The sequence below is a fragment of the Mesorhizobium sp. P160927 genome, assembly GCF_057766385.1.
This window is the reverse complement of the sequence record NZ_JBYMDW010000001.1, coordinates 4,235,854-4,260,071: the sequence shown is the minus strand read 5'-3', so window position 1 is coordinate 4,260,071 and position 24,218 is coordinate 4,235,854. Positions and strand designations below refer to the sequence as shown.

At 63.9% G+C, this 24,218-nt stretch carries 20 protein-coding genes; 11 read left to right on the top strand and 9 right to left on the bottom strand.

Features of this window, described 5'->3' with window-relative positions:
* Positions 1–12 precede the first annotated feature (12 nt).
* Both AC3CB8_RS20835 and AC3CB8_RS20830 read left to right on the top strand, forming a co-directional pair.
* Entirely contained in the window at positions 13–1,386 is a 1,374-nt protein-coding gene (locus AC3CB8_RS20835; RefSeq protein ID WP_352565273.1) for an MlaD family protein, read from the top strand.
* A gap of 109 nt (positions 1,387–1,495) precedes the next feature.
* The gene (locus AC3CB8_RS20830; RefSeq protein WP_023770099.1) at positions 1,496–2,074 is read left to right on the top strand and encodes an ABC-type transport auxiliary lipoprotein family protein; all 579 of its coding nucleotides are present in this window, start codon (positions 1,496–1,498) and stop codon (positions 2,072–2,074) included.
* Positions 2,075–2,111: 37 nt separating this feature from the next.
* Here the strand turns inward: AC3CB8_RS20830 and AC3CB8_RS20825 are convergent, their stop codons facing one another.
* Positions 2,112–2,726, bottom strand: a complete 615-nt coding sequence (locus AC3CB8_RS20825; RefSeq protein ID WP_352565275.1) for a 3'-5' exonuclease family protein — start codon at positions 2,724–2,726, stop codon at positions 2,112–2,114.
* A 125-nt stretch (positions 2,727–2,851) separates the two neighbouring features.
* A complete protein-coding gene (locus AC3CB8_RS20820; protein ID WP_488377341.1) occupies positions 2,852–9,118 on the bottom strand; it encodes a kinesin in 6,267 nt (2,088 codons plus the stop codon).
* Positions 9,119–9,392: 274 nt separating this feature from the next.
* Here AC3CB8_RS20820 and AC3CB8_RS20815 point away from each other — a divergent pair, with 274 nt between their 5' ends.
* The 3 genes from AC3CB8_RS20815 to AC3CB8_RS20805 all read left to right on the top strand — a co-directional run bounded on the left by AC3CB8_RS20815 (position 9,393) and on the right by AC3CB8_RS20805 (position 11,346).
* On the top strand, positions 9,393–9,761 hold the full coding sequence (locus AC3CB8_RS20815) for an Hpt domain-containing protein (protein WP_015317671.1): 369 nt from the start codon (positions 9,393–9,395) through the stop codon (positions 9,759–9,761).
* Positions 9,762–9,904: 143 nt separating this feature from the next.
* Entirely contained in the window at positions 9,905–10,225 is a 321-nt protein-coding gene (locus tag AC3CB8_RS20810) for a 2Fe-2S iron-sulfur cluster-binding protein (protein WP_015317672.1), read from the top strand.
* 89 nt (positions 10,226–10,314) lie between these two features.
* Entirely contained in the window at positions 10,315–11,346 is a 1,032-nt protein-coding gene (locus tag AC3CB8_RS20805) for an NAD(P)/FAD-dependent oxidoreductase (RefSeq protein WP_023796554.1), read from the top strand.
* Here the strand turns inward: AC3CB8_RS20805 and AC3CB8_RS20800 are convergent, their stop codons facing one another.
* Together AC3CB8_RS20800 and AC3CB8_RS20795 are read right to left on the bottom strand one after the other, a co-directional pair.
* On the bottom strand, positions 11,347–12,828 hold the full coding sequence (locus AC3CB8_RS20800; protein WP_352565280.1) for an MDR family MFS transporter: 1,482 nt from the start codon (positions 12,826–12,828) through the stop codon (positions 11,347–11,349). It lies immediately after the preceding gene.
* A 230-nt stretch (positions 12,829–13,058) separates the two neighbouring features.
* On the bottom strand, positions 13,059–13,679 hold the full coding sequence (locus tag AC3CB8_RS20795) for a DUF922 domain-containing Zn-dependent protease (protein WP_023785176.1): 621 nt from the start codon (positions 13,677–13,679) through the stop codon (positions 13,059–13,061).
* Positions 13,680–13,793: 114 nt separating this feature from the next.
* Between AC3CB8_RS20795 and folP the strand changes: the two genes are divergently transcribed.
* Genes folP through folK form a run of 3 tightly spaced genes read left to right on the top strand, consistent with a single transcriptional unit; the run spans position 13,794 to position 15,501 of the window.
* On the top strand, positions 13,794–14,642 hold the full coding sequence (folP, locus tag AC3CB8_RS20790) for a dihydropteroate synthase (protein ID WP_352565283.1): 849 nt from the start codon (positions 13,794–13,796) through the stop codon (positions 14,640–14,642).
* A 3-nt stretch (positions 14,643–14,645) separates the two neighbouring features.
* Complete coding sequence (gene folB / locus AC3CB8_RS20785) at positions 14,646–15,005, top strand: dihydroneopterin aldolase (RefSeq protein ID WP_023773903.1); 360 nt, start codon at positions 14,646–14,648, stop codon at positions 15,003–15,005.
* The gene (folK, locus tag AC3CB8_RS20780) at positions 14,989–15,501 is read left to right on the top strand and encodes a 2-amino-4-hydroxy-6-hydroxymethyldihydropteridine diphosphokinase (protein ID WP_352565285.1); all 513 of its coding nucleotides are present in this window, start codon (positions 14,989–14,991) and stop codon (positions 15,499–15,501) included. The genes folB and folK overlap by 17 nt, the downstream gene beginning before the upstream one ends.
* A gap of 8 nt (positions 15,502–15,509) precedes the next feature.
* Here folK and AC3CB8_RS20775 read toward each other — a convergent pair whose 3' ends face one another.
* Positions 15,510–16,055 (bottom strand): DUF924 family protein, encoded by a 546-nt coding sequence (locus AC3CB8_RS20775; RefSeq protein WP_352565287.1) that lies wholly within the window; start codon positions 16,053–16,055, stop codon positions 15,510–15,512.
* 11 nt (positions 16,056–16,066) lie between these two features.
* On the bottom strand, positions 16,067–17,902 hold the full coding sequence (locus AC3CB8_RS20770; RefSeq protein WP_023785172.1) for a monovalent cation:proton antiporter-2 (CPA2) family protein: 1,836 nt from the start codon (positions 17,900–17,902) through the stop codon (positions 16,067–16,069).
* Between the two features lie 160 nt (positions 17,903–18,062).
* Between AC3CB8_RS20770 and AC3CB8_RS20765 the strand changes: the two genes are divergently transcribed.
* The 3 genes from AC3CB8_RS20765 (at position 18,063) to AC3CB8_RS20755 (ending at position 20,770) form a co-directional block, all read left to right on the top strand.
* Positions 18,063–19,052 (top strand): AraC family transcriptional regulator, encoded by a 990-nt coding sequence (locus AC3CB8_RS20765; RefSeq protein ID WP_023773899.1) that lies wholly within the window; start codon positions 18,063–18,065, stop codon positions 19,050–19,052.
* A 59-nt stretch (positions 19,053–19,111) separates the two neighbouring features.
* Positions 19,112–20,320 (top strand): MFS transporter, encoded by a 1,209-nt coding sequence (locus AC3CB8_RS20760; protein ID WP_352565289.1) that lies wholly within the window; start codon positions 19,112–19,114, stop codon positions 20,318–20,320.
* A gap of 183 nt (positions 20,321–20,503) precedes the next feature.
* Positions 20,504–20,770, top strand: coding sequence for a hypothetical protein (locus AC3CB8_RS20755; protein ID WP_023773897.1), 267 nt, complete (start codon positions 20,504–20,506; stop codon positions 20,768–20,770).
* A 136-nt stretch (positions 20,771–20,906) separates the two neighbouring features.
* On the opposite strand, the gene AC3CB8_RS20750 is transcribed toward AC3CB8_RS20755, so the two are convergent.
* The 3 genes from AC3CB8_RS20750 to AC3CB8_RS20740 form a co-directional block, all read right to left on the bottom strand.
* Positions 20,907–21,458 carry a hypothetical protein gene (locus AC3CB8_RS20750; protein WP_015317684.1) on the bottom strand — a complete coding sequence of 184 codons (552 nt, stop codon included), beginning with the start codon at positions 21,456–21,458 and terminating at the stop codon, positions 20,907–20,909.
* 123 nt (positions 21,459–21,581) lie between these two features.
* Positions 21,582–22,667: a YcjF family protein gene (locus AC3CB8_RS20745; protein WP_352565291.1), complete on the bottom strand. Its 1,086-nt coding sequence runs from the start codon at positions 22,665–22,667 to the stop codon at positions 21,582–21,584.
* Positions 22,664–24,142: a YcjX family GTP-binding protein gene (locus AC3CB8_RS20740; protein ID WP_352565293.1), complete on the bottom strand. Its 1,479-nt coding sequence runs from the start codon at positions 24,140–24,142 to the stop codon at positions 22,664–22,666. The genes AC3CB8_RS20745 and AC3CB8_RS20740 overlap by 4 nt, the downstream gene beginning before the upstream one ends.
* Positions 24,143–24,218 lie beyond the last annotated feature (76 nt).

The following is a 24,218-nucleotide window of genomic DNA, read 5'->3' as shown; positions in this document are numbered from 1 at the left end:
ATAAGTGAAGCAATGGAAACTAGAGCCAACTACGTCATTGTCGGCATTTTCACGCTGGTTGCGATCCTGGCGGCGTTCGGCTTCGTCTATTGGACGGCCGCGATCGGCGATAGGGGCGAGACGACGCTGCTGCGGGTGCGCATTCCTGGCTCGGCCTCTGGTCTCGGCCGCGGCAGCTTCGTGCTGTTCAACGGCGTCAAGGTCGGCGACGTCAAGCGCGTCTATATCGACGTCGACAATCCGACTGTCGCCATCGCCGACACCGAGATCGACCGGATGACGCCCATCACCAAGTCGACGCAGGCCGATATCGGCCTCGCCGGCCTCACCGGGCAGGCCAATATCGAGCTCAAGGGCGCCGACCCCAAGGAAGTCAAGCTGCTCGATCAGGCCGAGAAGGACGGCAAGGTCGCCGAGATCGTCGCCAATCCTTCTGCCGTGACCAATCTGCTGCAGACGGCGCAAAACATCTTCACCCGCGCCGACAAGGTGCTGACGGAACTCGAAGGCTTTACCAAGGATGTGCGCGGGCCGCTGACGCAGACCGTGCAGAACGTGCAGACGTTTTCCGACGCATTGGCCAGGAATTCTGATGGCATTGACAAATTCCTGTCCGCCGTCAGCGCGTTGTCCGATGAGCTGAAGGGCGTTTCAGGCAAGCTCGACGGCACGTTGAAAGCAGCGGAAGGCCTGCTCAATGCCGTCGACAAGGACAAGATCAAGAGCATCGTTGCCAATGTCGATGCCGTGACGGGCAATCTCAAGCAAACGTCGCAGCAGCTGGACGGTGTAATCAGGAACGTCGATACGGCAGTGGGATCGGTCAACGATTTCGCCAAGCAGACTCAAGGCACGCTGGCCAAGGTCGATGGCGTGCTCGACGGTATCGATCCGGGGCAGGTGCGCCAAGCGCTCGCCAACATCCAGAAGGCCAGCGACAGCGCCAACAAGGCGGCTGCCGATATCGCGGAGGTGACCGGCAAGATCGCCAATCGGGCTGATGACATCGACCAGACGATCAAGGACGCCAGGCAGCTGGCGCAACGGCTCAACGACGCCTCGGTGCGGGTCGACGGCATTCTCGCCAAGGTCGACAAGCTGCTCGGCTCGGGCCAGGCCGACGGCGTGATGGCCGACGCCAGGGATACGCTGAAATCGTTCAAGCAGGTTGCCGATACGCTGAATGCCCGGCTTGGGGTCATCACCGACAATCTGGCACGCTTCTCGGGCCAGGGGCTGCAGAATGTCGAGGCGCTGGTGCAGGATAGCCGCCGCTCGATCAACCGCATCGAGGAGGCGGTGACGGATCTCAGCCGCAATCCGCAACGCATCCTTTCGGGTGGCGACGGCGAGGTTCGGCAGTTCGATGGCAGGGCGCGGCGTTGACTTCGGCATCGGCCCGCCGCAAGAACAGTGCTCGTGAATGCGGGTTGATCGTGCGATCAGGGGATAACGGGGCTCACGCGTGAGATTGAGTAGGCTTGGAACGAGCGGGTTGAAATCGGCTGCGGCGCTGCTTGTCCTGGCGGTTGCCGGCTGCGCGGCGCTCGGCGGCAAGCCGGCACCGCTCGACACGTTCGAATTGTCGGCACCGTCGGTCGACGCGCATGGCCATAGCCGAAAGCAAATCCTGATCGCCCAGCCTTCGGCACTGAAGGCACTGGACAGCCAGAACATAGTCATCAAACCCTCCGACGGCTCGATCCAATATCTGAAGGGCGCGCAATGGGCTGACCGGCTGCCGCTGATCGTGCAGGCGCGGCTGGCCGAGACGTTCCAGCGCTCGGGCAGCTTTGCCGGCGTCGGCAAGCCGGGCGAGGGGCTGGCGATCGACTATCAGGTGATCGTCGAGGTTCGCTCCTTCGAAGTGCGCGTCAACGGCGGTGAACATGCCGAGGTCGACCTGTTCGTGCGCTTGCTCAACGACCGCAACGGCGAAGTGAAGGCTTCCAAGAGCTTCACTGCATCGGCACCCGTTTCGGGCAGCGGCAACCCGGCCTATGTCAGCGCGCTCGACGCGGCCTTCGGCGATGCGGCCCAGCAGATCGTTCGCTGGACCGATTCGGTGATCTGAGCGCCAGGCGCGCAGGGCTACCACCAACGCTTCCGGTTTATGGACGGCCGAAGGTCTCCGGCCGCAGCTTTCCAGTCTTCATCAGGTGCTGCAGGGTGTAGGTCACGGACAGCGCATCGTCGAGCGCGTCATGCCCCTGCAGTGGCGGATGTTCGACGCCGTAATAATCCGCAAGCTTGTTGCTCGGTGTCCTTGCCAGGTCCTCGATCGGCATGCCGGCCGCGATCAGCAGCTTGACGGCATTGTCGAACCGGGTGGCCGGGATAGGCGGCCTGATGCCGGCGGCATAGCAACTGATGGCGATCATGTTCAGTTCGTCCTTGCCCCAGGACCACAGCCGCGCTCCGGCGGAAAACTGATCGACGCCGGCCAGGGCCTCCTTCAGCGCAACGCCCTCGGCCTCGATGATTTCTTCGGTGATGCCGGTCAGTCCAATGAAGAACGGATCGAGCGTGTACCGCTCGCCAAACCGGTCGACCGGTCTGATATAGGCTTTGTGCGTGCCCAGCACGGGGAAGTCACCTTCGAGGCCGAGCCTTGCCGCGCCGATCTGCGCGATGATCGGATCGGGATCGTGGGCCGCGCACCAGAATCGGCGTTGTGACCCCTCAAGGCAGAGAAACTCGCAGTCGAATATGATTGCCGTCTTCACAACTCAGGATCCGGTTCCGGAAAGCGAGATCAAACCCGGATGCGTCTCCGGGTGGCAAAGTCAGTTCCTTCAAGAAAAAGGCGGGAGACAAGCCCCCGCCTTGTTCGATTTGGCTTGTCGACCGCCTAATGCAGGCGGCCGCTGGCATGGGCCAGCATGGTGTAGACCTTGCCGGTGTCCGACGTGAGATAGGTCTGGGCCATGATGTTGTCGCGGTCGTTGCGCGAGACATCCTTGAGCAGCTTCTCGAAATCGTCGCAATAGCGGTCGACGGCGGTGCGGAATTCGGCCTCCGCCTGGTACTTGCGGCGGATTTCGTCGAACGTCTGCTGGCCCTTGAGCGTGTAGAGCCTGCGCGTGAACACGTCACGCTCGCCGCGCCGGTAGCGGTTCCACAGCTCGATCGAGGCATCGTGGTCGATGGCCCGCGCGATATCGACGGACAGCGAGTTCAGCGATTCCACGACATGCTGCGGCGAACGCTGGGCAGGGGCCGCGCGCGGGGCTTCCGCTGGCGCCTGGGGAGCCGCCGGCCTGAGCTCGGCATCGTTCGACGCGGCGGTCAAGAGATCGCGCACCCAGCCGCCTTGCGGCGCGCGGGCTGTGGCGTCGGCTGCACGCTGGCGCGGTGCTGCCTCAGCCGGGCGCTCCAGATCGAGCGTGCCACGCAGTCCCGCGCCGCCCAGCGGCGCCTGTGGCGGGCGCAGGTCCGCCTGCGGTGCCGGAGCGCGGCGAGGCGGCTCGGCGGCGCGCGCCGCCGGCGCCTGCGGCGCAGGCCGCAAGGGGCGAGGTTCTGAAGAGTTGCCGCCACGACCCGACTTCGCCACGATGTCCGAAAGCTCCTTCAAGGCGTTGATCTGCTCGGAAACGGCGCGGCGGATGGCCGATGTCGACTCCTTTGCCTCTTCGGGCATCTCGATGACGCCCTTCTTGAGTTCGGCGCGGGTGAGGTCGAGTTCACTCTTGATCGAGCCCGCGGTGCGCCGCATCTCCTCGGTCGCATCGGCGAAGCGCTTGGTTGCCGAATCGACGACGTCGGTGATGGCGTTGCGGATCTTGTCGGCGGACTCCATCGTCTTGCCCTCGGCGTTCTGCAGGGTCTGGCCGACGAGATTTTCGAACGAGCGCATGACCCTTTCGAGATCTTCCGACTTCTTGACCAGGCCGACGGCGAGGTCCTCAAGTGAGGACTGCCTTTCCAGCGTGTGTTCGAGGTTGCTCTGGGCCGAGCTCAACAGGTCCGAGGCGCTAGCCAGCAAGCGGCTGTGTTCATCGAACTTGGTTGCGATCGAGGCGACTTCGCGCAAGGTCGACGACGACAGTTCCGTCAGTCTCGTCGTGTTCGAATCGACCAGACGCGCCGAGCTGGCAAAGGTCTGCGCCGCCTTTTCGGTTGTCGCCGCGAAGCTTTGCGTGCTGCCGGTCAGACGTTCGTCGACCTCGCCGAGGTTGACCGCGGCCTGTTCGATCAGCTGACCAAGCTGCGAGCTGGACTTGGTCATACGGCCGATCAGATCGGCGACGCTGTCGGACAGCGACGAGCGGGCGCCTTCGACCGCCGACAAGGTCTCGGCGGTGCGGCTGGCCAGTGCGTTGACCAGGGCTGCATTTTCGCTGCGCAGCTTCTCGGTCGCGCGCTCCGTGACCTCTTCCATGCTCTTTTGCAATTCCGAGCCGCCCTGGGCGAAGCGCTCGACCAAAGGCCGCGCGGTTTCGTCGAGGATCTTCGACATCTCGGCCGACCGCGCCGCGAGCATGGTGTTGAGCTCGCGGGTGTTGGCGCCAATCGTCTTGGCCGCGTCGTTGGTGCTCTGGCCGATATGTTGTCCGACCGCGGTGAAGGTTTCCGCGATCACATTGGCACGCGATACGAGCTGTGCCTCGGCACTCGACACCTGCTCGTTGAGCTTCTGGCCCATGGTTTCGGCGGTGTAGGCGAGCCGGTTTTCGACCCCAGCGATCTGTTCTTCGACACGGGCGGCCGCTGCCGCCGCGCTCGATGCAAGACGCTCGTCGGCGCCGGCAAGCGCCTGCTCGATTTCGCGGGCGTGCACGGCCAGCTCCTGGCCGGTCTGGCGGGCGCGATCGGCGACCCGCTGCTCGGTGCTTGCAAAGGCGCCGACAATGGTCTGCGCATGCTCGCCGATCGTCGAGGTGCTGTCGGCGATACGCGAAACCAGGCGCTGGTCGGCGTCGTCGAAGATGCGGGCGATTTCGGATGCCCGGCTGGACAGCGCGCCCGAACCCTCGGCGATGCGCGAGACCAAATGCTGGTCGGCGGCATCGAAAATACGACCGAGGTCCGACGCGCGGGCGGCGAGCGCCTCGGCGGATTCGCCGATGCGCATGCCGAGCCGCTGGTCGGCGCTTTCGAAGTTCCGCAGGATGTCGCCGGCGCGGGCGGCCAGCGACTGCGCCGTTTCCACCGCACGGGCGACCAGCTTCTGGTCGGCCGCGTCGAACGTCCCGGCAATCTCGCTTGCGCGGGCAGCCAGCTGATCGGCGGTTTCCTGGGCACGGGCGGCGAGCTTCTGGTCGGCCATGTCGAAGGTGCCGGCAATCTCGCCGGCGCGGGCAGCGAGCTGATCGGCGGTTTCGTGGGCACGGGCCAGCAGCGAGCTGGAGGTGTCATCGGCGCGGGCGAGCAGGGCGTTCGAAGTATCCTCCGCACGGGCGTGCAGGCGACGATCGGCCTCCTCGAAGGTGCGGGCGATGTCTTCGGCCCGGGCCAGCAGGGCGGCGGACGTCTGCTCGGCGCGCTCGGCGATCTTGCGATCGGCGTCGCTGAAGGCCGCACCGGCCTGTTCGTGCAGCGTGCTGGTGACTTCCAGCACCTTTTCGCGCAATGCGCCGGCGACGAAGACAGCGCTCTTCTCGAGCACGTTACGGACGTTGTCGACCCCAGTCGAGAGCGCGCGCTCCATGGTGCCGGCGCGTTCCTCGATGATGCCAGTCTGGCGGCTGAACGCCTGCTCGATCTTGTCGACATCGGCGGCGATCGCGGCGGAAATGTCCGTGCTCCTGGCCGCGATCTGGTCGATGTGGCCGGACAGCGAACGATCGACGTCCTTGCGGCTCTCGGCGAGCTTGCCGAGGTCATCTTCCAGCGCGCGGCTGAGCATGTCGCGGCCTTCGGACAACTTGCCGACATGTCCGGCGATGATATCGTCGATATCGCCGCGGCTTTCGGTCAGCTTCTGCAGGTCGGCTTCGAGAGCGCGCTTGAGAATGTCGCGGCCTTCGGCGAGCTTCTCGACCTGGCCGGCGACCAGACCGTCGATGCTGGAGCGGCTTTCGGCCAGCTTGGCAAGATCTGCCTCCAGCGCACGCTTGAGGACATCGCGGCCTTCGGCAAGCTTCTCAACCTGGCCGGCGACAAGACCGTCGATGCTGGAGCGGCTCTCGGCCAGCTTGGCAAGATCGTCTTCGAGAGCTTTCGACAAGGTCGAACGCTCCTGCACAAGCCGTTCCGCGTGATTGTTGACGTGCGTGCCGACAGTCTCGAGGTCGGCCTCAAGCGCCTTCGACAGTGTCGAACGCTCTTGGGCAAGTCGGTCCGAGTGGCTGTTGACAAGGCTGTTGACGGTTTCGAGATCGGCCTCCAGCGCGCGGGCGAACTGGGCGCGGTCGTCGACCAGTTTCTGGGACTGATCGGCAACGGTGTTTCTGACGGTGCCGAGGTCGGCTTCCAATGCGCGGCGCAGGATGTCGCGGCCCTCGGCGAGCTTCTCGACCTGGCCGGCGACCAGGCCGTCGATGCCGGAGCGGCTTTCGGCCAGCTTGGCGAGATCGTCCTCCAGCGCCTTCGACAAGGTCGAGCGATCCTGAACCAGCCTGTTCATGTGGTCGGCGATGACGCTGTTCACATTCTGCAGATCGGCTTCCAGAACACGTGAGAGCTGCCCGCGATCCTCGGCCAGTCTGTCCGACTGGCTCGATATGACGTTCTTGATCGTATTGAGGTCGGATTCCAGCGCACGCTTGAGGATGTCGCGGCCCTCGGCGAGCTTCTCGACCTGGCCGGCGACCAAACCGTCGATGCTGGAGCGGCTTTCGGCCAGCTTGGCGAGGTCGGCTTCGAGCGTCTGCGACAGCAGGCCGCGGTCTTCCGCCAGGCGCCCGGAATGGCTGTCGATCAGGCCACGTATCCCCGACAGGTCGCTTTCGAGCGAACGGCCGAGCTGCGTGCGGTCTTCGGCCAGTTTCGCCGAATGCGCCTCGATGAGGTTCTTGATACCGGCAATGTCGTTTTCAAGCGCCTTGGCGAGCACCGCGCGGCCCTCGGCGATTTTCTCGACCTGGCCGGCGACAAGGCCGTCTATGTCGGCGCGGCTGTCGGACAATTTGCCGAGATCGGCCTCCAAGGCGCGCGACAAAATGTTGCGGCCTTCGGCCAGTTTTCCAACATGCCCGGCCACCATTTCATCAATGATGGTACGAGCTTGCACCAATTTTCCGGAGTCTTCGTTGAGAGCCAGTGAGAGCCGGTTGCGGCCTTCCTCCAGCCTTTCGAGGTGGCTGCCGAGCGACGCATCGATGGCGGCACGCGATTCGTTGACCTTGCGCAGGTCTTCTTCAAGCGCACGGGCTATCAGGCCGCGGCCTTCGGCCAGCCTCTGTACCTGATTGGTCACCGCCGCATCGATGCCGGCGCGGCCTTCGTCGAATTTCTCCAGGTCCGCCTGCATGGCTGCCGCCATGCGCTCGCGGCTCTCGGAGAGCTTGCGGCTATGGTTTTCGACGGCTTCCTCGATACCGACGCGCGCGTCGGCAAGCCGCTGGATGTCGGCGTCAAAGGAGCGCGACACGACGTGGCGGGCTGCCTCCATGCGGCCGGCGAAATCGCTGGCGCGCGCTTCGAGCATGGAAGAGGTCGAGGTGACGATGTCGGCCATGTCGGCGCCGATCTGGGTCTTGCCCTGATCGATCATGGCCGACAGCGTGTCCTTGCTCTCGGCGAAGGTGTGGGCGATTTCACGCGCGCGCTCGACCAGCGTTTCGTTGATCTGGCGGGCGCGGGCTTCCAGCGCGGCATTGAGCTTCTGGGTGCCGGTGTCCAGCGCTTCCGCGCGGGTCTGAAATTCGCTGATCAGCGCTTGGCCGCGTTCGGCCAAGGTGCGCTCGATGCCGTTGAGGCTGGCCTCGAACTCGGAATTGAGGGTGCGCGCGGCGCCGCCGAGCAGCGACACCATGCCGGTGGTGCGATCGTCGAGCAGGTCCGTCAACGAACGGGTCAAGCCGTCCGTGGTGTCCGTCAGCTTGGCGATACGGGTGTCGAGCAGGCTGGCGAAAGCCTCGCCGGAGGTCGAAAGCCGGTCGGTAATGTTGTCGAGCCGGCCTTCCACCGAATCGAAGATCGACATCGAGCTTTCGTTGATGCGGTCGATCAGCGTGTCGCCGGAATTGGTGATCGTCATCGATAGTTTGGTCGACGCGTTGAGGATGCTGTCACGGATGATGTCGCTTGCCGCGCCGATTTCATCGCGCAGGGTCTCGTGCGCACCGGAGATCGAGGCGCGGACGCGTTCGGCATGGGTGACCACCGCTTCGCGTTCGCTGCCCAATCCGTCGACCAGCGACCTTATGCGGGTTTCGTTTTCCGAATAGGAACGCTCGATCTGGTTGACCTCGCTGTGGACCAGCGTTTCCAGTTCGACGGCACGGGCAAGGGTGCGTTCGATGCCTTCGCCCATCGCAGCCACCTCGCGGCGGACGGCCTGGCCGATCATCATGACGCGATCCTGGGCCATGTTTTCCGGCTCGGTCAGGCGGAAGGCCACTTCCGTCATCGATTGCGCGGCGATGCGCATGTCCTGAGCGCGGCGAATCATCGTTGCGAAGGCCCAGAACAGGATGACAGGCACGATAGCCGCGACGGCAAGGCCGATCAGTTCGGGGCGGGCAAAGAACTGGTCCAGCGTGCGGATCCGCCAGATGCTCGGTCCAAAAAGCAGGTTCGCCAGTCCGCCGGCGCCCGCGATCCAGGCGAGCGAGACAAAGGCGATGACCCAGTAAATGGTGTTGGAGGCGCGCCTGTTCAGGCTGTGCAGAAGGGTCTTGTAGTCTTTCTGACGATCGTCGTTGGCTGGCGCGAAGCCGGCGGGCTGGCCACCATTGCGCGTCTCGACCGGGCGAAGTTCGGCCGGCTTGGGCGTTGGAGCGGGCTTCGCGGCCTGGGGCTGATTGACGACTGGCGCCGGCTGCTGATTGCGTCCCTCGCGCGCCAGTTCGTCGGCGGCCTGTGATATCTGCGCTTCCAGATCTTCCATCGAAGCCGCGATATCGAGGTCGCCGCTATCGGTATCGCCGCTCAGGTCGAGATCGAGCGCTTTTTCGAGTTCCCTGGCTACGTCGCTGTCGAGAGTTCTGGTCGTCGTTGGTTTCTTCGCCATGCCTTCGCTACCCTGTACTAGCTGCCGCGGGGGCTTATGATTCTGTTTGTCTTACCCCCGCGCAGGAGGCTGAAAATGGACCCTCGTATCGTAATGACACAGGGGGGTAAAGAAAACATGCATTCCGCGGGATACGTAAAACTTTAAATATAAGGTTAACGGAAGCGTGATTTGGGCGCCGCTTTCGCAACATTTTTCCCGGCCATTCATTAACCCGTTGTCCACTGGATTCGCCTAGGTTTTCAGGCGACCGAAGAAGATGGAGTTCGAGTTCATGCGTGGCGAAAGCGGCATTGCCTTCTCGATGCCGGGGGGCGACGTATCGGGAACGAGGCAGTCCCGACCGGTCGATTTGGCACACCTTGCCCGGCAAACGATGGGCGACCGCGCCCTCGAGCAAGAGGTGCTGGCGCTGTTTGTACAGCAGGCACTGTCGGTACGCGACAAAATAGTCGATGCCGACATCAAGGACCGGCTCCTGCTGGCTCATGGTTTGAAAGGGTCGGCCCGCGGCGTGGGTGCCTTCGCCATCGCCGATTGCGTCACCGATATCGAGCATCGCCCGGAGGACGCCCAGACGCTCAAGCGGCTCGGCCGGCTGATCGACGAAGTGCGCGACTTCATCGCCGCCATCAATCGCTGATCCAGGTTTGCGACAAAAACGTCACGGAGCGCCGCTTTCGCACGGCAGTTGACTTGTTTGCCGGAGTGATTATCTCGGGCGAAACTCGCTTTCCCCTCGGGCGAACTCCCTTCGTCCGGGGCGAAACTCCCTTCAGGTGACAAATGACCAAACTGACCTTCATCGCCCATGACGGCACACATTTCGACGTGGACGCCGAAAACGGCTCGACGGTCATGGAGAACGCCATCCGCAACGCTGTCCCTGGCATCGAGGCGGAGTGCGGCGGCGCCTGCGCCTGCGCGACCTGCCATGTCTATGTCGATGAGGCATGGACGGCCGAAGTCGGCGAGCCCGAGGCGATGGAGGAAGACATGTTGGACTTCGCCTACGACGTCCAGCCGAACTCGCGCCTGTCCTGCCAGATCAAGGTACGCGATGCGCTCGACGGCCTGATCGTGCGGGTGCCCGAGCGTCAGGGCTGAAAGCCAGCATGGGCGATTTTTGCCGCTGACGCTTGGCAGCGGGCCGCTGGTCATGCAGTCTCGCCCGGACTTTCGAAGCGAGGCGCATCATGACCGGCATCATCAGCACAGACGTTCTCATTGTCGGGGCGGGGCCGGTCGGCCTGTTCGCCGTGTTCGAGCTCGGCCTGCTGGACCTAAAATGCCACCTGATCGACATCCTCGACAAGCCCGGTGGCCAATGCGCGGAACTCTATCCGGAAAAGCCGATCTACGACATTCCCGGCTGGCCCTCGATCTCGGCGCAAGGGCTCGTCGACAAGCTGCTCGAACAGGTCGCGCCGTTCAAGCCTGAATTCACCTATAACCGCATGGTCTCCAGCCTTGAGAAGCTGGAAGACGGCGGCTTTCGCGTCACCACGGACGAGAACGAGGTGTTCGAGGCCAAGGTAGTGGTCATCGCCGCCGGCGGCGGCTCATTCCAGCCCAAGCGTCCGCCGATCCCCGGCATCGAACCCTATGAGGGCAAGAGCGTCTTCTATTCCGTGCGCCGGATGGAGGATTTCCGCGGCCATGACCTTGTCATCGTCGGCGGCGGCGACTCGGCGCTGGACTGGACGCTGAACCTGCAGCCGGTGGCAAAGAGCGTGACATTGGTTCACCGGCGGGCTGAGTTTCGCGCGGCGCCCGACAGCGTCAACAAGATGTACGCCATGCAGGAGATGAAGCAGCTGGAATTCAGAGTCGGTCAGGTGACCGGGCTCACCGGGGCCGACGGCCAGCTGTCATCGGCCACCATCAAGGGCGGCCCGGATGGCGACATCGAGGCGCCTTGCACCCGCATGCTGCCGTTCTTCGGACTGACGATGAAGCTCGGCCCGATCGCGGAATGGGGGCTCAATCTCCACGAGAACCTGATCCCGGTCGATACCGAGAAGTTCCAGACCTCGGTGCCCGGCATTTTCGCGGTGGGCGACATCAACTGGTATCCGGGCAAGCTGAAGCTGATCCTGTCGGGCTTTCACGAGGTGGCGCTGATGGCGCAGGCCGCCAAGCGCATCGTCAGCCCCGGCGAGCGCATCGTGTTCCAGTACACGACCTCGTCCACGAGCCTGCAAAAGAAGCTCGGCGTCTCCGGCTAGTTATTCCGTCAGGATCGACGCCGGATCGTCGACGTGGCCTCGAAGTTCTTTCTCGGGCATCAACGTCAGCGTGACGAGGCCCAGCCCCAGAGTGCCGGCCGCGACGAGAAAGATCATCACGAAGGGTTCGGCCGATACGACATGTCCAGCCACCCGAACGCCTTCGCCGGCCAGCGGCAACCCAAAGCCAAGAGCCACCGCGCCCAGCATCGCGACCCCCAATGCACTGCCCAGCGAACGCAGAAAGGTAAGCACCCCCGTTGCCACGCCAAGATGCATGCGGTCGACGGCGTTCTGCACGGACACGGTGGTTACCGGAAATGTCGTGCCGGTTCCCAGCCCGATGCAGATGGTCAGGACTTCGACGACAAGCAGCGATGCATGGCCGGCGACAAAGGCCAGCAGGCCCATGCATAGGATGGCGAAGATGACGCCGACCATGGCGATGCGCTTGTAGTGGGTGAAGCGTGGTATCAGGCGGCCGCTGGAAGCGGCGCCGCCCACGGTTCCAAGCAGAAGGCCAAGCATTGCAATGCCCGACTCGCTCGCCGTCAGGCCAAGTATCGACTGCAGATAGACCGGCAGATAGACGGCAAGGCCGACGCTGGAGGCCTGGAGCAGGAACATCGACAGGGTGCCGGCCAGGACGATCGGGTTGCCTAGCACTTCGAGCGAGATGAGCGGTTCGGCCGCCCGCATTAGCCGCAAGGCAAAGGCGCTCCAGAACAGCGCCGAGCACGCCAGGACGCCGATGACTTCAGGCGATAACCAGGGGTAGGCACTGCCGCCCCAGTTCAGCGCCAGCAGCAACAGCGCCGTTGCCACGATCAGCAGCAATGCGCCAAGACCATCGATGCTGTGGTTCTTGGCCGCGATGGGCAGCTTCTTGAGCGGCTTGTTGATGATCGCCATGGCTAGAAGGCCCAGCGGGATATTGATCCAGAAGATGAGAGACCAGTGCAGATGCTCGGCGAAGGTGCCGCCCAGCAGCGGCCCGGCGACGCTGGCGACGGCCCAGGTGCCGGAAAACCACGCCGCGTAGCGCGCCCGCTCGCGCGGCGGGACGAGGTCTCCGACCACGGTCTGCGTCAGCGCGAAAAGACCGCCGCCACCGGCCCCCTGGATCGCGCGACCCAGGATGAGGATGAACATGTTTGGGGCCAGTGCGCTGACCAGCGATCCAGCAAGGAAGATGAGGATTGCCGCGTAGACGGTCGGGCGACGCCCATGGACGTCGGAAATCTTGCCGTAAAGCGGTGCCACGGCGGTTGCGGTCAAGAGGTAGCCGGTGACGATCCATGGCAGGTATTCGGCATGGCCGAGCAAGCGCCCGATGGTCGGCATGGCGGGCGCGACGATGGTCTGGTCGAGGGCTGCCAGCAGCATCGACAGGAGGACGCCGCCGATAATGGCGTTCTTTTCGCTTTCGCTCAGCGGCGCGCTGGCGGCCGCCACGGCCTGCTTGTCGACAGCCTGGTCCATAAATCTTCTCGTCCATGCACTTTGCGCTGCCGCATCACCATTGGGCTTGTCTGGTGCATCCGCGGCGCGATCGATCGTGATGCCCGTGCTTCCGGATTGTGCCCTTGGCAACCCTGGATATGTCGTTCCGTATAGGCCGATTTCGACCGTTGCTCGAAAAAAAATCCAGGCTGGCACTACGCTTCCGCCCGGTTGGCTACCGTCCAGGCGAACGGAGGCGGCGAGGAGATTCAGGCCGGCGGCCGTAACTGGCCGCTCTCGATGCGCTCCATCCGGTAACGCAGCAGCCGCAGGATGCGGCTTTCGAAATTGGCGCCTTCGACACGGTCGAACCGCACCTGGTCCCGATCGTGCCTGGCAAGCTCGGCCGCCGTGATCGCGGCGGCATTGACCTTCGCGGCATCGCAATCCTTCTGCGGATAAGCTGCCTTCAGGGCGTCTTCCAGCGCGCGGCCGTGGTTCTGGGCAATCTCGACGTGGCGGTCTTCATGGCGCTTGATGTCGGCGGACAACGTATCCCAGAACAGCCGCACATCGGCGTCGGCTTTGCCCGGGCGGCGCCATTCGGGAAGGATCACCTTGACCTTGACGGTGACGACCGCGTCGGCGATCCGGCAGGAGCCGGGTTGGCTGGCGTAGCTGATGCGTGTCGTGAAAGCCATCTGGGTGGCGCCAGGGTGGCGCGACCCCGTGCTTTTGACCTGGGGCCCGTGTTTGGCAAGTTGCTGCTCGATATCCTCCAGGGTTCTGCCGCCAATGGCGAAATAGCTGTATGTCTTCACCAGATTGGCCGCATCCGCCGGAACGGCGACGGTAAGCAGCAGTGCGCAGAGCAGGGAGCGTATCATCATGTTGCCTCTTCAATCACCTTGCTTTACGGCCTTCGCCGGCGCAACGGATTTGATCCAATGCGGATCACACATCGTTGATGAGCCCTTGGTTGATGAGCCCATGGTTGAAGCGCAATGACGGCGGGGCGATGGCAACTGGCGCATGGGCGCCATCTCGAGCTTGGCGGCAAGGCCGTGGTCGTCGGCATCCTCAATGTCACACCCGACAGCTTCTCCGATGGCGGCTTGTTTGATGCTCCTGAACCCGCGCTCGTCCAGGCGCGCCGCATGATCGGGGAAGGAGCTGCCGTCATCGATGTCGGCGGAGAATCGACCCGCCCGGGCGCCGCCGCGATATCGGCCAGCGAGGAGCAGGCCCGTATCCTGCCCGTGATCGAGGCGTTGGCGCAGGTCGGCGACGTGCTGATTTCGGTCGACACCTATCGTGCCGACACCGCGCGGCTCGCCGTCAAGGCCGGTGCGCATATCGTCAACGATGTCTGGGGCCTGCAGCGCGAGCCCGACATTGCGCGGGTGGCGGCCGAAACCGGGGCCGGGCTCGTCATCATGCATACCGGACGGGATCGCGACAAGCTGCCCGATGTGATTGCGGACCAGCTGGCGTTCCTGGGAAAATCGCTTGAGATCGGGCGCGGGCAAGGTGTCGCCGACGACCATGTCGTGCTCGACCCCGGCTTCGGCTTCGCCAAGGAGACGGCGGAGGAAAACCTCGATCTGATGGCACGGTTTGCCGAGCTTGGCGCGCTCGGCCTCCCGCTGATGGCCGGTACGTCGCGAAAGCGTTTCATCGGCACCGTCACCGGCCGCGACGCCGCCGACCGGGCGGCCGGCACGGCGGCGACCAGCGTCATTCTCCGGCTCAAGGGCGCGCATCTGTTTCGCGTCCATGATGTCGCAATCAACGTGGACGCGCTGGCCGTGGCGGATGCTATGCTGGCGCGGGAAACCGGATCGGAACGCTGAGCCATGTATGTCATCCGCATGAAGAACTGCGCCTTCTTTGCCCGGCACGGCGTGCTGGACGAGGAAGAAGCGCTGGGGCAGCGCTTCTATGTCGATGCCTCGCTCACCGTCGAGCCCGGACGCGCGCTCGTCGATGACGCCATCGGGGAAACGGTGAATTACGGCGTTGCCTTCACGGTCATCGAGGAGATCATCACCGGACACAGGCGCTTCCTGATCGAAGCGCTGGCGCTGGAAGTCGCGAAGGCCCTCACCGGGCGCTTTCCCCAGATCCGGAAAGCCGAGGTCACCGTTCGCAAGCCCAATGCGCCGGTGCCTGGCGTGCTCGATTACGTCGAGGTGACCGTTGTCTGGCCCGAGTAACACCGTCTATCTGAGCCTCGGCGGCAATCTGGGCGATCCGGCGGCGTCGATGGGGGCCGCGTTGCGCCTGCTCGACGCCGATCCCGATACCGACGTGGCCGCCGTCTCCTCGCTCTACCGGACGCCGCCCTGGGGCAAGCTCGACCAGCCGGACTTCCTTAACGCGGCCGCCGAATTGTCGACGCGGCTGTCGCCACGGGCATTGCTCGACCTCTGCCTCGATGCCGAGCGAAAGCTCAAACGCGTGCGCGAGGAGAGGTGGGGGCCGCGCCTGATCGACATAGACATCCTGGTGTTCGGCGACCGCGTCATCCATGAAACGGGCCTGGAGGTGCCGCACCCGCGCATGCTGGAGCGCGCCTTCGTGCTGGCGCCGTTGGCCGAAATCGCGCCGGATCTTGCCGTCGGCGGGCTGCGCGTGTCGGAGCGTCTGGGTGCGGTCGATGCGGCCGGCATCGAGCGGCTGCCGTCGGGCCGGGAGTGGTGGCGGCGCTAAATCGCGGATCAGCCGGAAAAACCACCGTCATCCAGGAATGCTTTTTCCTCAGCCGTGGTCTCGCGGCCAAGCATCCGGTTGCGGTGCGGAAAGCGGCCGAAGCGCTGGATGATATCACGATGTTCCAGCGCGTATTTCAGATTGAACGCGGCCCTGGCGGTATGAAGTTCAACCGACCGCTCCTGGTCCGCAAGATTTTCCGAATGTTCGAACGGCAAATAGAGGAACACGCGGACCTCCGGGTCCAGCGCCAGATCGTGGCCGGCGGCCACCGCCTTTTGCGCAAAATGCTTTGCCAGAGGGTCTGTCGCAAACATGTGGCCGGTGCCGCGAAAGCAATTGCGCGGGAACTGGTCGAGCAGGATCATCAGCGCCAGCGAGCCCTCGGCATGGCTTGACCAGACATCGCATTCGCGCCGCGCGGCTGCGTAGTGGAGGTCGAGGAAGCGGTCGCGGAAATCGGCATCGAAAGCGTCGATCTTCTCGAACCATGAATCCTCGCCGGCGTCGCGCCAGAACTTGGTGACCGACAGGGCTCTGCTGTCCAATTCCATGCCTAATTCCCTCAATCCGCCGATTCGGATTTATGCAGGACGCCGGCCGTTTCCTCGTTGAGCGCCTTGCCAGGACGGCGGGGCGTGGAGAGCGGGGTCGGGATCGGCGTACCGATATTGCCTTTCAGGAAACGCTGTCCCGAGCGGATGCCTTCGGCGAGCTGGGTCTCGAACCGGGCCGTGTCGCGGCGCCTGACGTCCTCGATCGTTTCGGCGACGTCCTCGGGATCGACGCCCAGCGCCTCCAGGGTCGAGCCACCGAAGACGAGCGCCGATTCGAAGGTTTCGCGCAGCTGATAATCGACGCCGGTGCGGATGAGCTGCAGCGCCGTGCCGCGGTCGAACGCACGGGCCAGCACCGTAAGCAAGGGGAACTCAGCCTTGACGAGTTCTGCGATGCGGATGGCGGCGTCGGGCTTGTCGACACAAATGAGCACGGCCCGCGCCCGGCCGGCCCCGGCCGCGTGCAGGATGTCCAGCCGCGTGCCGTCGCCATAATAGACCTTGAAGCCGAAATCGGCGGCCGCCTGGATCATCTCGACATCGTTGTCGATGATCGAGACGTCGATGCCGCGCAAGAGCAGGGGTTGGCTAGCGATCTGGCCAAAGCGGCCAAAGCCGATGACCAGCACGCTGCCGGTCAGGCCGTCGGCGACTTCGACGCCGTCCAGCGACTGCTCGTCCCGCGGCGTAAAATAGCGCAGGGCGATGATCGCCAGCGGCGTCAGCACCATGGAGATGATGACTATCGCGGTCAACGTTGCGTTTGCCTGGCCGTCGATGATGCCGACGGCGGCGGCCGCGGAATAGAGCACGAAAGCGAATTCACCGCCTTGCGCCATGAAGACCGCGCGCTCCAGTGCCTCGCGGTGGCCTGATTTCAGGATGCGGGCGACGATGTAGATGCCGAAAGCCTTCATCACCATGTAAGCCACGACGTAGACGGCGATCAGCTTCCAGTTCGCGGCCACCACGTGCAGATCGAGCGACATGCCGACCGCAAGGAAGAACAGGCCGAGCAGGATGCCGCGGAACGGCTCGATGTCGGCTTCGAGCTGATGGCGGAACGTCGATTCCGAGAGCAGCACGCCGGCCAGGAACGCGCCCATCGCCATCGACAGGCCGCTGAGCTGCATGGCAAGCGCCGATCCGAGCACCACCAGCAGAGCCGCGGCCGTCATCACTTCGCGCGCACGGGCATCCGCCAGGATGCGGAAGAAGGGGTTGAGCAGATAGCGTCCCGCCACCACCAGGCCGATGATCGCGGCGATGCCGATGCCGACCTCGGTCAGCCGCTCCGACAGGCTGGTGCCGGCACCGCCCGGCGCCAGGAAAGCAATCAAGGCGAGCAGCGGCACGATGGCTAGGTCCTCCAGCAGCAGGATGGAGACGATGCGCTGGCCCTTGGGCGCGGAGATTTCGCCGCGTTCTTCCAGAAGTTGCATGACGATGGCCGTCGAGGTCAGCACGAAGCCGGCGCCGGCGACGAAGGATTGCGCGATCGGAAATCCTCCGGCCATGCCGACACCAGTCAAGAGCACCGCGCAGACGCCGACTTGAAGCGCGCCAAGCCCAAAGATCTCGCGGCGCAGGCCCCAGAGCCGCGACGGCTGCATTTCCAGGCCGATGATGAACAGGAACATGACCACGCCGAGTTCGGCGACATGGAGGATGGCTCCGGATTCGGAAAAGACGCCGAGGCCGAACGGACCGATCACCACGCCGGCGGCCAGGTAACCGAGAATCGAACCCAGACCCATGCGCTTGAAGATCGGGACGGCCACCACGCCCGCCGCCAGCAATGCCACCACCTGAATGAGATCGCTGCCCGCTGCCTCTGCCGCCATGCTCTGTCCCTTTTTCGTATAGCACTCCTTGCATGCAGTGGGAGCGGGAGGCAAGGGCGGGTAGCCTGCCAAGAAAGGTAGGGTGCTGTCGGTGCGACTGCCCCCGGTGGAACAATGGTCTCCGCTTGTCTGCGGGACGTTCGGCATCTATATCAGCTGCATGCTTGACCGTTCGTCCCAGCCGGCTTCGCCGCCCCATATCCCGATGGACGCGCTCAGCGAAGTCCTGCAAGACTTTCGCCTGAGTGGCGTCAATTATGGTCGCTGCGAGCTCCGACATCCATGGAGCATAGAATTTCCGCGACAATCGCTGCTACGTTTTCACTTTGTCGGCCAGGGTCCGTGCTGGATTCATACCGAAGCGCAAGGCTGGCAAGAGTTGCGCGATGGCGATCTGGTGCTTCTGCCGCAGGGCATCGCCCATCGGCTGGCGAGTGCGCCGGACGTGGTGGGCGACTCGCTTGAGGGCTGCCAGGTGATCAAGTTAGGGGGTAATGTCTGCGAAGTGGTGCGGGAAGGGACAGGCGCGACAAGCACCCTTTTCTGCGGATCCATGGCCTTGGACTCCTGTGCGCTCAATCCATTGATCACGCTGATGCCGCCTGTCATCAAGGGGTGCGACGTGGCCGGCAACGACCCGGTCGTTGGTCCTTTGCTGGCGGCTATGACGATGGAGGCCGCACAACCGCAGATGGGCAGCGCCACCATCTTGTCGCGTATGGCGGATTTGCTGACAGCCCGGCTCATCCGCTGTTGGGTCAATTGCAACGGAGCCTCGACCACAGGTTGGCTCACAGCCATCCGCGATCCACATATCGGCCGCGCTCTTGCAGCCATGCATCGAGACCCCGGCCACAACTGGACGCTGGGAAGCCTTGCAAGCGTGGCAGGCCAATCGCGATCGATTTTCGCCGCGCGTTTCAGCGCGGTGTTAGGCGAGGGTGCCGCACGCTATCTCGCCCGTCTGCGCATGCAGCTTGCCCGCGAGTTGTTGGGGCAAGGCGGCTTGTCGGTTGCCGAGGTCGCTACCCGTTTGGGCTATGATTCCGAGGCATCCTTCGCTCGCGCGTTCAAGCGCATCACCAATGTCTCGCCGGGAATTGTGCGTCGCACAAATCCCGGACGAATAGACATGAATTTCGGATTTTAAGATACATATCATCCGACATAACTCGTCTATGAAGATCTCCAAACTTTGGAGATCTTTCCGTGACAGACACAACATTACAGCTTGAAGACGCCGCCATTGGCCCTGACGCCAACACGCCAGCCGCGTGGAGCGCAGCCACCTGGTTCGCGGTCATCTCACTGGCGGCCACCAGCTTTGCCCTGGTGTCAGCCGAATTCCTGCCGGCAGGCCTGCTGACGCCAATGGCGCGCGATCTCGGTATCAGTGAGGGAACGGCCGGACAGGTGGTCACCGCCACCGCTTCCGTCGGCGCCGTGACGGCCATGTTGAGCAATGTTCTCATCGGCCGACTGAACCGCAAGACGGTGCTGGTCGGTCTCATGGCCTTGGCGGTCGCTTCCAATATTCTTGCGGCGCTGGCACCCAATTTCTGGCTGTTGTTGTTAGGCCGGGCCGGGCTGGGGATCGCTCTCAGCGCCTTCTGGGCACTTTCGGTCGCCGTCGTGGCGAGGCTGGTTGGCGCCAATGCGACAGGCCGGGGCATGGCTATCGTCACCCTCGGCGTCTCGCTCGCCACCATTGCCGCGCCGTCGATGGGGGCGTTGATCAGCGACTGGCTGGGATGGCGCAGCGCCATGGCCATGACAGCGGGGCTGGCCGTATTGGCCATGTTGGCGCAGTTGCTCAGCCTGCCGACCTTGCCGGCGACAGCGAGCAACAGTCTTGCGGACGTGTTTCGGCTTACACGGCGGCGCGGCATTCAAATCGGCATGTTGGCTATTGTCTTGCTGATGACGGGGCATTTTGCTGGTTCTGTCTATGTGCGGCCCTTCCTCGAACACGTCACGCTGCTTGCAACCGGTCCAATTGCCCTGGCTCTGCTTGGATTTGGCATCGCCGCCGTGATCGGCAACATTGCCGGCGGTCGCATGGCCGATGCCAATATTCACATGGCTCTCGTGGTCACCGCCGCGTTAATGGCGGTCGCGGCGCTGGCCTTGGTGCTTTGGGGCGTGCACATTGGCGTTGCCTTCGGGTTTGTCACGCTTTGGGGCTTCGCCTTCGGCATGGGGCCGGTGGTGCTGCCAACCAATCTCTCACGTGCGGCACCTGACGCGCTGGAAGCAGCGGGCAGCCTGATGGTCGTCTCTTTCCAGGTTGCCATCACGATCGGCGCGGTTGTCGGTGGCTATGTCGTGGACACCTATGGTGCCACGGCGCCGTTGACCGTTACGGCCGTCCTTGCTGCATCGACAGCTGTGCTCGCTCTGCTGCAGCCTCGCGGCTGAACTTTGCGCCAGCTGATATGGAAGGGCTGAAATCGAACCGCCGCAATGTTGCAGCAGGCTCTTTACACAAGTTTACGCCATGCGCGCGTTGCTTGTTGCCGCAATCGAAGGCTAAGCACGCTCGGCTTCGGCCATTGGGGGTGAGCGGCGATCAAGTCGCACCCTTTTGAGGAGATGACTGACATGAAGAAGTTTTTGCTCGTTGCCGTCGGGCTGGCGGTGCTTGCCGGCTCGGCCTGTTCGAAGGCGCCGGAATGCACGACCGAGATCGCGACCAAGAAGGCGCAGGAAATGGCCGCCGCGTTGCAGGAGGCGATCACCAAGGATCCGTCCAAGGCGGCTGACCTGACCGCCAAGGTCCAGGCAGTGACGACCAAGTATCAGGGTTCCACGACCCTGGCCGATGCCTGCAAGGCGTATGACGAGCTGACCAAGGCGATCAAGGGCTGACGCCTGGTTCGTCCGTTTCCAAGGAGGCGGTGGCGATGGGCTGCCGCCTCTATGTCTTGTGGGATGTATTCGAACAATCCTAGGAAAAGTGTTTTTCCGACCGGAATTGCGCAAAGAAACAGAGGCGAGGGTGCGCTCAGTTCGGCGCGATGGAGCCGACTTCGACGGCATCGACGCGCTTCAGGCTCATGCCGATGACGGGCACCAACTGGTCCTGAACGCGCACGGCAACCGTTACCGTCATGGAATTGTCGTCGGGAATGCGGGCCTGCATGACACCGCGCAATTGGTTGCGGTTGATGGTGAAGACCACCTTGTGGGCGTCGACGACGTTGCCGCCGATAATATCGAGGCCGGCGCCGGCAGCGCCGCCCATGAAGGAACCCTTGTAGTCGCGGCCCTTGCGCTCGATCTTGGCCGACATGGGCTGGGTGAACATGCCGACCCGGCAGCCGCCGTCCAGTGTCATGCCCATCTTGCCGTCCGGCGTGGAACCGGTGAAGCTGCAGTTGAATTTCGTGCCCTTGTACTTGCCGGCGACGATCTCGCCCGGGCCAACCCATTTGCCTTCGGCCGACTGGAAAAACTGCTTGTCCGGTTCCGTGGCAGAGGCCGCCGAGGCGATGCCGACGACAGCTGTGATCACCGCCGCCAGGGGCAGGACGCTGGACAGTATTACGCTTTTCATCGACGACACCCGGCAACAACGAGGCTGTTTGAAACCGGTTCGACCATGAAGAAGATTGGTTAATGCTTCGTCACCGCGGGCCCTCGAAACAGCAATCCGAGCATCGTTCCGAAGAGCTGGACGCTATTTGCCAGAGCCGGCTGTCTCGGCGTCTTTCTTGGTTGCGAACGAAGTCAACGCGGCGAGGAAATCGCCCAGTCCCGGGCGCCTGGCTGCGCTGAAGGGCAGGGGGCGCACCGTCTCCATCGCGGCGAGACCGATGCGCGCCGTCATCATGCCGTTCACGACGCCTTCGCCCAGCTTTGCCGAGAGGCGGGCCGCCAGGCCGTGGCCGACGATCTGCTGGACGAAACTGTCGCCGATGGCGATCGAACCGGTGACCGCCAGATGCGCCAGTACGCTGCGCGCCAGGCGGAAAAAACCCAGCGTTCCGGGCCGTCCGCCATAGAGTTCCGACAACCGGCGGATGAGGCGCCCGGCCTCGAACACGACATAGGCGACATCGACCAGCGCGCGCGGGCTCACCGCCGTCACCAGCGAAACCCGCTTGGCGGCCTCGAGAATCATCACCTTAGCCCTGACATCGAGGCGGCCGAGGATTTCAGCCTCCGCCAGGCGCACCAGATTGGCGCCGTCGATGATCTCGCCGCGCAATTCGGCCAGCGCGCGCCGGCCGGCAGCGGTCTCGGGTTTGGCCGCGACAAAGGCCGACAGCTCGTCGACCACCGCGCGTGCCGCCTTAGGATCGTCGCGCGCGATGGCATCGAGTGCGCGCTTCTGCAGCTTTTCGACCTCGGCGAGGCGGGCGATGGCCAGGAACTCGCGAATCAGGATTACCAGAAGCGCCAGCAACGCAATCGCCCCCATCCCGGCGGCCAGCCAGCCCAGCCATTCGGCGCGGGCAAAGAGATCGCGTATCAACTGGTCGGTCCACAGGCCGACAGCCAGCGAAACCAGCACGCCGAATGCGCCGAAGAAGATGCTGCCGAGAACCGAGCGCCTTCTGGGGGCGACCGATGGCGGCGGCTCGGCGGCAATAACGTCCGGTTCGTCAAAGACGTCGACCTCCGCCGGGATGACCAGCGCCACATCGGCCTTCATGGAGCGCGGTCTGCGCGACGGTTCGGTGTGGCGTGCTTGTGGCGCGTCTTGTCTCGGCGTGGCTTCCGGCTCGATGCGGAATGCCGCCGGTTTGCGGGGCGCGGTCATGCCAGGTGGTCTCCGATCAGGAACTGCAAGGCGCGGTCGAGCCTGATATGCGGCAGCGACAGCGTGACACCTTCGGCCGTGCGTTCGAGTTTCGGCGGACGGAACCGGACGAAGCGGATTGCCGGGTCCGTGGAGTCCTGCCTGTGATCCGGCCCCGAAAGGTCGAAAACAGCATCAATGTTCTCTGGCAAATCACCAGGAAATATAGCTGTTTCCGTCTTTCCGTCGAATGTTTCACCATCGATTTTCTCGCCGGCGATCGGCGTGCCGATGATAACAGGCAATGTCTCTCGGCCCTGTTTGACGGTGCCTTCGCGGGTGGCGCGCACCGCCGCCATGGCGACGACGTCGACGTCGGCGCCGGTGAAATTCGCCCGCGCCACGGCGCGGTCGGCAAGGCGCCGTACGATCGCCTGCAGCCGGTCATGGCTTTCGTGGTGCAGATGATCTGCCTTGGTCGCTGCGACCAGGATGCGGTCGATACGCCGGGAGAACAGGTCGGTTATGAAGCTGCCCCGGCCGGGGCGAAAACAGCCGAGGATCTCGGTGACGGCGCGCTCCAGGTCGGCCATGGCACCAGGCCCGGCGTTCAGCGCCTGCATGGCGTCGATGAGCACGATCTGGCGGTCGAGGCGCGTGATGTGCTCGCGGAAGAACGGTTTGACGACATGCGTCTTGTAGGCCTCGTAGCGCCGTTCCATCATGGCGTGCAACGAGCCGTTGCGCGCACGCCTGTCGCCCAGGCCGGCCAGCGGCGCGAAAGTCAGCGCGGGCGAGCCTTCGAGATCGCCGGGCATCAGGAAACGACCGGGCGGCAAGGTCGAAAGCGCCCGTTCGTCGAGCTTGCATGCCTTGAGATAGGCGGCGAAGCTTTCAGCCAGCCGGCGTGCCGTCATTTCGTCGGCGTCGGCATTCGGGTCGATTTCCGCCGAGATCGCTCGCCAGGCCCGCGAAAGGTCCTCGCGGACCGGCAGCGTGGCCATTTCGAGGGCTTCGCGCGAAAAATCGGCGAAGGATTTGCCGAGCAGCGGCAGGTCAAGCAGCCATTCGCCGGGGTAATCGACGATGTCGACCGACAGCTTGCCCGACGAGAACATGCGGTTCCAGCCGGAGGCCGATTCATATTCGATCGTCAGCCGCAGTTCCGAAATGGCGCGGGTCGAGTCCGGCCAGACGCGATCGTTGACCAAAGCGGCGATGTGATCCTCGTATTGAAAACGCGGCACGGCGTCGTCGGGCTGCTGTTCGAGGAAGGCGCGCGCGATACGCCCCGATTTCTGCGCCTCGAACAGCGGCAGACGTCCGCCGTGGATCAGATTGTGGACGAAGGCCGAGATGAAGACGGTCTTGCCGGCGCGGGAGAGACCCGTGACACCCAGACGCAGCGATGGAGAAAAAAGTCCGGTGGCACGTCCCGACAATGTGTCGAGGGCAATTCTTGCCTCGTCGGTGAAGGTGGTCAGCGATGATGCCAAAACATGATCTCTCGGGCTTGCGTCCGCCCGATATAGGCGCTGGAACCCGGCTTTGAAATGGCGCTGGGAATCGGCA

Bases quoted from the DNA above. Each gene is read 5' to 3' on its own strand.
- AC3CB8_RS20820 (WP_488377341.1), bottom strand. From the start codon at position 9,118: ATGGCGAAGAAACCAACGACGACCAGAACTCTCGACAGCGACGTAGCC.
- folB (WP_023773903.1), top strand. From the start codon at position 14,646: ATGTATGTCATCCGCATGAAGAACTGCGCCTTCTTTGCCCGGCACGGC.
- AC3CB8_RS20755 (WP_023773897.1), top strand. From the start codon at position 20,504: ATGAAGAAGTTTTTGCTCGTTGCCGTCGGGCTGGCGGTGCTTGCCGGC.
- AC3CB8_RS20805 (WP_023796554.1), top strand. From the start codon at position 10,315: ATGACCGGCATCATCAGCACAGACGTTCTCATTGTCGGGGCGGGGCCG.
- AC3CB8_RS20800 (WP_352565280.1), bottom strand. From the start codon at position 12,828: ATGGACCAGGCTGTCGACAAGCAGGCCGTGGCGGCCGCCAGCGCGCCG.
- AC3CB8_RS20795 (WP_023785176.1), bottom strand. From the start codon at position 13,679: ATGATGATACGCTCCCTGCTCTGCGCACTGCTGCTTACCGTCGCCGTT.
- folP (WP_352565283.1), top strand. From the start codon at position 13,794: ATGACGGCGGGGCGATGGCAACTGGCGCATGGGCGCCATCTCGAGCTT.
- AC3CB8_RS20770 (WP_023785172.1), bottom strand. From the start codon at position 17,902: ATGGCGGCAGAGGCAGCGGGCAGCGATCTCATTCAGGTGGTGGCATTG.
- AC3CB8_RS20765 (WP_023773899.1), top strand. From the start codon at position 18,063: ATGCTTGACCGTTCGTCCCAGCCGGCTTCGCCGCCCCATATCCCGATG.
- AC3CB8_RS20810 (WP_015317672.1), top strand. From the start codon at position 9,905: ATGACCAAACTGACCTTCATCGCCCATGACGGCACACATTTCGACGTG.
- AC3CB8_RS20775 (WP_352565287.1), bottom strand. From the start codon at position 16,055: ATGGAATTGGACAGCAGAGCCCTGTCGGTCACCAAGTTCTGGCGCGAC.
- AC3CB8_RS20750 (WP_015317684.1), bottom strand. From the start codon at position 21,458: ATGAAAAGCGTAATACTGTCCAGCGTCCTGCCCCTGGCGGCGGTGATC.
- AC3CB8_RS20815 (WP_015317671.1), top strand. From the start codon at position 9,393: ATGCGTGGCGAAAGCGGCATTGCCTTCTCGATGCCGGGGGGCGACGTA.
- AC3CB8_RS20745 (WP_352565291.1), bottom strand. From the start codon at position 22,667: ATGACCGCGCCCCGCAAACCGGCGGCATTCCGCATCGAGCCGGAAGCC.
- AC3CB8_RS20835 (WP_352565273.1), top strand. From the start codon at position 13: ATGGAAACTAGAGCCAACTACGTCATTGTCGGCATTTTCACGCTGGTT.